The organism is Petralouisia sp. (assembly GCF_056822245.1).
This window is the reverse complement of the sequence record NZ_JBQIOP010000082.1, coordinates 1-7,909: the sequence shown is the minus strand read 5'-3', so window position 1 is coordinate 7,909 and position 7,909 is coordinate 1. Positions and strand designations below refer to the sequence as shown.

Below are 7,909 nucleotides of genomic sequence, written 5' to 3'. Positions count from 1 at the left end.
TTTCCAGCGCCGGGTCGGTCTGTTCCTCCCTCGTAAAGCGCAGGCGCGGCTCCTTAATCAAACCATTCCCCCAGCATCAGCGCCTCCATCATATAGAGCAGCTCCACATAGAGGCCCATGCCAGCCGGGGTGTGTAAAGGACGGAGGATCAGGCAGGCATAGACCTGTGCCAGCACATCGGCCAGAAGCTCCGCGCCCCGGCCCTCCAAAACCCTGCCGCCGGTGCCGGGGGAGAGGCAGCGCCAGATTTCCGCAAGGCGGAGCAGGCCCGTTTCCCCGTCACGGTTCAGTTCTGCCGCCATGCTCTCCGCAGTACGGCACTCGCTTACCGCGTCTGCCATCGCCAGAAGCAGCTGGCGGCGCTGAATGTCCATCGCCCGCTTCAAAAACAGCCGGGGATTGTGTTTGATTTTCTGTGCAGTCATGATTGCTTTCCCTCCTTTATTTCCTGTAATTTTGTTTATTAAATGAGTTTCATTATTCAATGAGTTTTTCACCTCCCCATAAAATAAAAGATTTTTCATATTCTCTTCGAATAACAATGATCTATATAAACTCTTCTGTATACTGGTGTTGTGTCGACCCGACACCAAATTTACAGAGGAGGATTTTGTATGGAAAATCAATCAACTTTCAACGACTTGACAGCACATTTGCGCATGCTGCTCCAGTCAGAATCCTACAGTAGCAGTACTGTTAAGGACATGGATTTCATTCTCAAAGCATTCACGGCTTATATGAATGCGAATGCACTGGATGAATACACACCTGAAATAGGAGAATGCCTCATCCAATACTGTGAGCAGGAACTCAAAGTTTGTCCATCCCGTGTCTCAAGGGCGAAGGTGATCGTGCGTAAACTCAACCGTTTGTATCAGGGCCTGGATGGGCGAGATGCCTTATGGGGAGATAAAACTGCTGTAGTTAATCTCCCCTCCAGCCTCAGCCAGTCCCTTGATGCGTATATTTCCTATTGCAGAGGCAACGGGAATAAACAAACCACTCTTCATTACAAGCGATGGATTCTCAGCAGGTTTTTGGACAATCTCTCCGCCCTCGGCTGTGAAGATACTGGGGACATCAGCGGGAAACTGATACAGAAAGCCTTTTTGCAGTTGAGTTTCTCCCGTTATTGGGAAAGGATTGCCCCCTTTCTCAGATTTCTCTTTGAACACGGAACTTTGGAACGTGATTATTCAAGGCTTGTCCAGTACCGCAAGAAGAACGATCCCCAGCCAACGGTTTATAGCACGGATGAGATTTCTGCAATTGAAGATTCTATTGACCGCACAACCCCTGTTGGGATAAGGAATTATGCGATTGTTTTACTCCTGTCCAGATATGGCATCCGCTCCTGTGATATTGCTTCCCTGACTTTTGAAAACGTTGATTTCACGGATAACAGAATCCACTTTATACAGCAGAAAACGGGTGAGCCATGGGAAAGTGAATTGCTTCCCGAAGCAAAAGAAGCCCTGCTGGACTATATCAACAAAGTACGCCCCGAAGTGGCAGGCTGCCAGCAGATTTTTATGACGCTTGTAATCCCATATACGCCGATGGACTATGGCGCAATCAACACAATGGTCGGGGCGCTGCTCAGAAACGCCGGGATTCCCATTAATGGACGCAGGCATGGAAGCCGGGCTTTCAGGTCATCCATCGCAAGCAACATGGTTAATGACAACGTATCAACAGAAGTTGTCCGCCGGGTTCTGGGGCATGGGACAAAACACGCCATCCGCCATTATGCCCGGATCGACATCCAGAGCATGCGGCTTTGTCCTCTCGCAGTCCCTGCCCCTAGCGGCAACTTTGCAGAACTTCTTTCTGGGAAGGATGGTGGTTCCAGTGTTTAAGAGTATATTCGCCGATGAAATGGAAGCGTATCTGGCACTAAAGACATTCAGCGTTTCTGATCCCGTTGTATCGCTAACTAAGCGGGCCTTGTCTTCATTGGATCAATATCTGGCAGAGATAGACTTCCCCCAAAAGGAATTGACAGAAGACATCCTTACACCCTGGATTTCATCTATCCCGGGAAAAAGTAAAACCATCAATGAAAAAGTTGGTGCTGTCAGAGGATTTGTAAAATATCTGGACAGCCTTGGAATCCCGGCGTTTTTACCAGAATCTCCAAAAGTAAAATCCGAGTATATCCCGTATATTTACTCAGAGGCAGAGATCCAGAAGATCATGCACTATGCGGACAACTTATCTCCCCGTAAACCGGGTAGCTGCAGCCCATTCTTACAGTTAAAAATACCAATGGCATTGCGTATCCTTTACGGATGCGGAACCCGGCTGGGAGAAACCATGGCACTGCAGCGAAAAGACGTATGTTTTAAAGAAGGGACGCTGTTCCTGCGAAAGACTAAATTCTCAAAAGAACGGTTGATCCCTATCCATGATTCGCTGTTGGAGATCCTGAAGAGGTATTGTCTCACACTTGGAATCATGGACAATCCAGAAGCCTACCTCTTCCCGGGAGATAAACCCGGCCGGCACTATACGAAACGCCAAATGGATGCCTGGTTTGCAGAGATTCTGAAGCTGGCCAACATTGACCAGCGGGATAAATCCCCAAATGACCGGGGAGCCTGCCTGCACTGCTTTCGCCACTTGTTTGTCCTGAAATCCATGCAGCAGTTGGAAGCAGTAGGCCATCCTGTTGATATAAACGATCTCCTTTTGCCGACTTACCTTGGGCATAAATGCCTAATCGATACTGATCAGTATATGCGTTTTTCCGGCACACAGGTTCCTGGAACCATGGATGCGTTTGAAGCATTTACGACTGGTCTGATTCCAGAAGTGGAGGTACCTTATGAAGAAGAATAAGTCAGAATACGAGTTTTTAAGTCTCCTTGGGAGATTTATCACGGAATACCTTCCAGTCTCCATGAATGCCAGCAAAAACACAGTTTCTTCTTATAAATGTGCATTCCGGCTCCTGTTCCAATATCTCGAAGAGCAGAAAGGAACCGATATCAGTCAGATCACATTTGAAATGCTGGACTTTGATCTGCTAACAGGATTTTTTGACTGGCTGGTATCCGATAGAAAAAACAGCCGAACTACAGCCAAACAGCGTATGGGAGCACTATCCTCTTTTGCAGAGTACGCACAGTGTAGGAACCTTGAAGCGGGATGCGTGTTCCGAAGCAGCCTGACAAGGATCGCAAAAAAATCATTTCGGAGGGTAAAGGGCAAACAGCGCACTTCCTTCACTCGTGAAGAGCTGTCCATTCTTTTTTCACTCCCGGATGCCACGGAAAAACTCGGCTGGCGCGATCTCGTCCTTTTATCCGTGATGTATTCCAGCGGGGCAAGAGCACAGGAAATCTGCGAACTTGCAGTAATGGATGTCTCACACGATGAAAAGGGGAACGCCATCCTGACGCTCACAGGGAAAGGGGAAAAGTCCCGCAGGGTAAAGATCACTTCAGATGCAACACAACTGCTGGATAAATATATTAATTCCAGACGGATACGCGATCAACCTGACAGATATGTTTTCCCCAGCCAGCGGAATGACCATCTGTCTGTGGCCGCCATTGAAGAAATTTTCACAAAATACGTTACAACTGCAAAATCCGTCCACCCGGATAAGTTCTGTAATGGGCCATATACACCGCATGTAATGCGGCATACAACGGCAACACATCTAATTGAAGCAGGTGTACCACTGGCTGTTGTAAAAAATATCCTTGGACATTCTTCCATACAGACGACCCAGATCTACCTGGATATTTCACAGCAGACCGTTGACCGTTCAATGAAGGAATGGAATAACAAATGGTTTCCGCAAAACAAGACTGAACCATCACTGCCACAGGAGAAGCAGAATATGCCCGATTTTCTCCGTTAGCAATGATTTGTTATTCGAGAAGATTGTAGTATATCCGCTTATTTAGTGGCATAATGCTTTCTTCTCGAATAACTATAGTTCTTTAATAAACAGACATTATCTGAGATCTCAGATAATTTTGTGGTCATGATGCGGTACAGCTCGGTGTCCTTGGGGAACCGGTCGATAAAGGGCAGGATAATGTTGCCGTAGAACAGCAGCCCTTCGCCCTCGCCGGAGTGGGTTACATAGGACAGCTGGTGCGGGGAGATGCCCAGCTGCCTTGCCAGAATCTGCCGGTCCCCGCTTGCCTGGTTGAGCATATACACAAAGTCCGAGTTCTCAAAGATGTTCTCGATCTCCCGGCTGGCAAGCAGGTCCTTGATGTTCTGGGTGATGCCGGTGGGAATCCCGCCCCATTTCCGAAAGCGTTTCCAGATTTCAATGGTATAGGCGGCGGTCTGGTCCTCTTTGAGCAGCAGGTGCATCTCGTCAATGTAGTACCGGGTGGACTTGTGGGCGGCGCGGTTGATGGTGACGCGGTTCCACACCTGGTCCTGCACCACCAGCATACCGATTTTTTTCAGCTGCTTGCCTAACTCCTTGATGTCATAGCAGACAATGCGGTTGTCGATGTTTACATTGGTCCGGTGGTTGAACACATTCAGGGAGCCGGAAACATAGATTTCCAGCGCCGTAGCGATGTACTGCGCTTCTTTTTCCTCCTGGGTCAGCAGAAGGTTGTATAAATCCTCCAATACCGGCATATTTTCCGGCCTGGGGTCGTTCAGGTAATCATGGTAGACCAGCCGCACACAGCGGTCGATGATGGTTTTCTGGACCGGCTGCAAGCCCTCCTTGCCGCCTACGATCAGCTCGCACAGCGACAGAATGAAGTCGGATTTCAAAGACAGCGGGCTTTCATCGTCCGAGTAGTCCAGGTTTAGGTCCATCGGGTTAATGTAGTCCCCGGAGGTGGGCGAAATCTTGATAACCTGCCCATGCAGCCGCTCCACAAGGGGCGCGTACTCCGATTCCGGGTCGCACACGATGATGTCATCGGTGGTGAGCAGAAAACAGTTGGCGATTTCCCGCTTGGCGGAAAAGGACTTGCCGGAGCCGGGAGTGCCTAAAATCAGGCCGTTGGGGTTTTTCAGCTTCTTGCGGTCCACCATGATAAGGTTGTTGGACAGGGCGTTGATGCCGTAGTACAGCGCCTCTTTCCCGTTCTGGAAAAGCTCCTGGGTGGTGAAGGGAATAAAGATGGCGGTGCTGGAAGTAGTCAGCCCCCGCTGGATTTCCACCTGGTTTTGTCCCAGGGGCAGGCAGCTCATCAGCCCTTCCTCCTGCTGAAAGTCCAGCCTTGCCAGCTGGCAGTTGTACTTCTGCGCGATGCTGGACGCCTGAAACACGTTGTTGCCCAGCTGTCTGGCGGTGTCCGCCGTATTCAGCACCAGAAAGGTCACAAGGAACATCCGCTCATTCCGGCTCTGCAAATCCTGCAATAGCTTTTTGGCCTCGTTTCCGTAAGTAGCCAGGTCGCTGGGGATGATGTCCATGTCGTACCCTGCCCGGACCGCTTTTTTCTGTTCCTCGATCTTGGCCCGGTCCAGGTCGGTGATTTTGCGCTTGACCGTCTTGATGGCTTTTACCTGGTCTAAGGACTGTACATGGAGGCTGACGATCAGGGAGCTTTCCATATCCAGAAAATCCGCCAGCATCCTGTCGTTCAATTCCGGCGCGAGAATCTGCACAAAGCTGACCGCGCCGTACTTTTTCCCCATGCGGAACTGCCTGCCGGTGCGGAACTCAAAGGAAGTGGGGGCAATAAAATCCTTGGTGGAAAGGCCGGAGGGGGCCAGCCAGTCCCACGAAAAGGAAAAGGGAATCTGTTCATCCATGTGAAATACGCCATGCAGCTGGGAAAGCCGCGCCCGCCCGTCCAGCGGCTCCGCCACTACGCCCAGCCGTTTGAAGTTGTTGAGCAGGTCGGTTTCAATCCGTTCCAGCCGGGGCTTTGCCGCCCGGATGCTGTCCGCGTCAATGCCGAAGGTCAGGTATTTTGTCTTAATCAGGCCGTTGTTCCCCTTTGCCAGCTGGTTTTGCAGCATCTGGGTGTACTCGCCGCGGATGTTGTCAAAATCATCCCCCTGGGGCGGGATGGTGATGGACCGGGCAAAGGTTTCCTGGGACGCGGCCAGGTTGAGGAAGGACAGCTGGAACCGGATGGAGCTGTCAAAGTAGTTGAGGAAATCGCACCAGCCCTCGAAGATGGCGGTCTTATCCTCGTTTTGGGACAGCTGGTAATTGATGTCCTGAAACTGAATGGTCTTGGTATAATAGCAGCCGGTCACGCGGCAGATGCCGTCCGGCCACATCCGTTCATAGGGGATGCTGTCCTGCGCGGAAATCCCCTTCTGGTCAGTGCGGCTGGCGCGGGAAATGGCGGCTTCGATCTGCTTCCGATCCGCGCGGGAGAGCTTCTTTTTCACCGGCATTGGCCCTTCGCCCTCCGGCGCTCTGCCGTTTGTCCGGTTTTTCTTTGCCGTAAACAATGTCATACACCTCCTTGTCGAGTTTGTCCTGCCGCTCCAATACGGCATAGAAGTTGTTGGTCTGGTAGGGGCGCTGCCGGGGCCGGAGAAAGGATACCCGGATCATGTTGCCGATGATCTTTTCCAGCGGCTGGCCGTTCTTCTCGTACATCGCCAGCAGGAAAAAGGGCAGCATGACAAGCATCATGCACAGGGCGGCGGCGCTGTTCCCGGCTGGCCCCCGAAGCAGAAAGAAAAGCGGCACGCCCACGAGCGCCCCGCCGCCAAAGCAGACTAACTGCCGCTTGGTGAGGTTGAAGGCCACCTTTGTCTTGACCTTCGTTAAGTCTTTGGGTACGGGTACATAAGCCATTTTTGCACACTCCTTTCGTTAGTGGGCCTGGAAGATCGCCTTGGCCATGCTGCCGCTCTTAAAGAGGGTCAGGCAGAGCAGGACCGTATATCCCACACAGGACCAGATGGCGGCAATCGTATCTTCGTCGGTGGCGATGTTCTGCACCAGGACCGCGTAGATTGCCACGCATACCATGATGAGGAACGCCTGAAAGCCTAACGCCATCAGGGAGCGCAGGTAATTCTGCCCCATGCCGCCCCATTCCCTGCCCATCATAGCGGCCATCGGGACCGGCGCGACCGAGGTGACGAGATATATTTCCAGCATACGGCCATAAATGACGATAAAAATACAGATGGTCAGCGCCCACATGGTAAGGCCGATAAACAGGGACTGGAACCACAGCCCGAACAGCGGCCCCAAATCCATCTCCATGAGCCTTGGCTCCAAATCCGCCATCGCGGAGGAAATGTCGATGGAAGCGTCCGCGCCGATGACGCCGGAAGCCTGCGCCACAATGCCCTGGGCCACATCAAACACGCCCATAACGATATTCCAGGTGTTGGTGACAATGAGGATGGCACAGGCGGTCTTGAAAATCCACTTGAAAAACACAGCGGTTTCAATATCGTGGAAGTTGTTCTTGTCAGTGATGATCTGAATCAGCTCCAGCGTCATCACAAAGGCCAGGATCACGCCTGCTATGGGGAGAATGACCGTTTCCGAAAGGCTTTGGACCATGCTGAAAATACCCGCGTTCCAGCCCTGGGGCGTCTGCCCGATCTGCCCCGATATGTCCGCCACCTGGTTGTTGACCGAATCGAACATACTGGAAAGGTTGCTCATTATGCCGCCCACCAGCATTTCTTTCAGCCAGGTGGTGATTGCATCCAGCAGAAAATCCATACAGTGCTACCTCCTTTCCGCCCCTCCCGCGTTTGCGGGAGGGGCAAAGGTATGGGTGTTTCTGGTGCGGGGATTAGCCGAACAGACCGGAGAGCAGGGGTACAAGCACCATGCCGATCAGGGCAACGCCGCCGCCCGCCATAAGCTGTTTCATGCCCTGGCTCTTTGCTCATGTTAGATAAAGAAGTAAAAGAAGTGTAAAAAATTTTGCCGTTCCCTGTCCGGCTGACTGCCGGACGGGTCGGGCTTTAGTCGGGCAATTCT

At 51.6% G+C, this 7,909-nt stretch carries 7 protein-coding genes and 1 pseudogene; 3 read left to right on the top strand and 5 right to left on the bottom strand.

What is annotated here, in order from left to right:
• Positions 1–53: 53 nt before the first annotated feature.
• The gene (locus ACTO17_RS19085) at positions 54–425 is read right to left on the bottom strand and encodes a DUF3851 family protein (RefSeq protein WP_482559043.1); all 372 of its coding nucleotides are present in this window, start codon (positions 423–425) and stop codon (positions 54–56) included.
• A 189-nt stretch (positions 426–614) separates the two neighbouring features.
• Between ACTO17_RS19085 and ACTO17_RS19080 the strand changes: the two genes are divergently transcribed.
• The 3 genes from ACTO17_RS19080 to ACTO17_RS19070 are packed head-to-tail and all read left to right on the top strand — an operon-like array spanning position 615 to position 3,871.
• Positions 615–1,859, top strand: a complete 1,245-nt coding sequence (locus ACTO17_RS19080; protein WP_016217431.1) for a tyrosine-type recombinase/integrase — start codon at positions 615–617, stop codon at positions 1,857–1,859.
• A complete protein-coding gene (locus ACTO17_RS19075) occupies positions 1,852–2,841 on the top strand; it encodes a tyrosine-type recombinase/integrase (protein WP_016217430.1) in 990 nt (329 codons plus the stop codon). Before ACTO17_RS19080 ends, ACTO17_RS19075 begins: the two co-directional genes overlap by 8 nt.
• Entirely contained in the window at positions 2,828–3,871 is a 1,044-nt protein-coding gene (locus ACTO17_RS19070) for a tyrosine-type recombinase/integrase (protein ID WP_482559042.1), read from the top strand. Before ACTO17_RS19075 ends, ACTO17_RS19070 begins: the two co-directional genes overlap by 14 nt.
• Before the next feature lie 38 nt (positions 3,872–3,909).
• On the opposite strand, the gene ACTO17_RS19065 is transcribed toward ACTO17_RS19070, so the two are convergent.
• The 4 genes and pseudogenes from ACTO17_RS19065 to ACTO17_RS19050 all read right to left on the bottom strand — a co-directional run.
• Positions 3,910–6,348, bottom strand: a complete 2,439-nt coding sequence (locus tag ACTO17_RS19065) for a VirB4-like conjugal transfer ATPase, CD1110 family (RefSeq protein WP_482559044.1) — start codon at positions 6,346–6,348, stop codon at positions 3,910–3,912.
• Positions 6,272–6,757 (bottom strand): PrgI family protein, encoded by a 486-nt coding sequence (locus tag ACTO17_RS19060; RefSeq protein ID WP_120420510.1) that lies wholly within the window; start codon positions 6,755–6,757, stop codon positions 6,272–6,274. Before ACTO17_RS19060 ends, ACTO17_RS19065 begins: the two co-directional genes overlap by 77 nt.
• Positions 6,758–6,775: 18 nt before the next feature.
• On the bottom strand, positions 6,776–7,645 hold the full coding sequence (locus ACTO17_RS19055) for a VirB6/TrbL-like conjugal transfer protein, CD1112 family (protein ID WP_016223835.1): 870 nt from the start codon (positions 7,643–7,645) through the stop codon (positions 6,776–6,778).
• A gap of 73 nt (positions 7,646–7,718) precedes the next feature.
• Positions 7,719–7,814, bottom strand: a pseudogene (locus ACTO17_RS19050) (Maff2 family mobile element protein); the annotation flags it as partial.
• Positions 7,815–7,909: the final 95 nt, after the last annotated feature.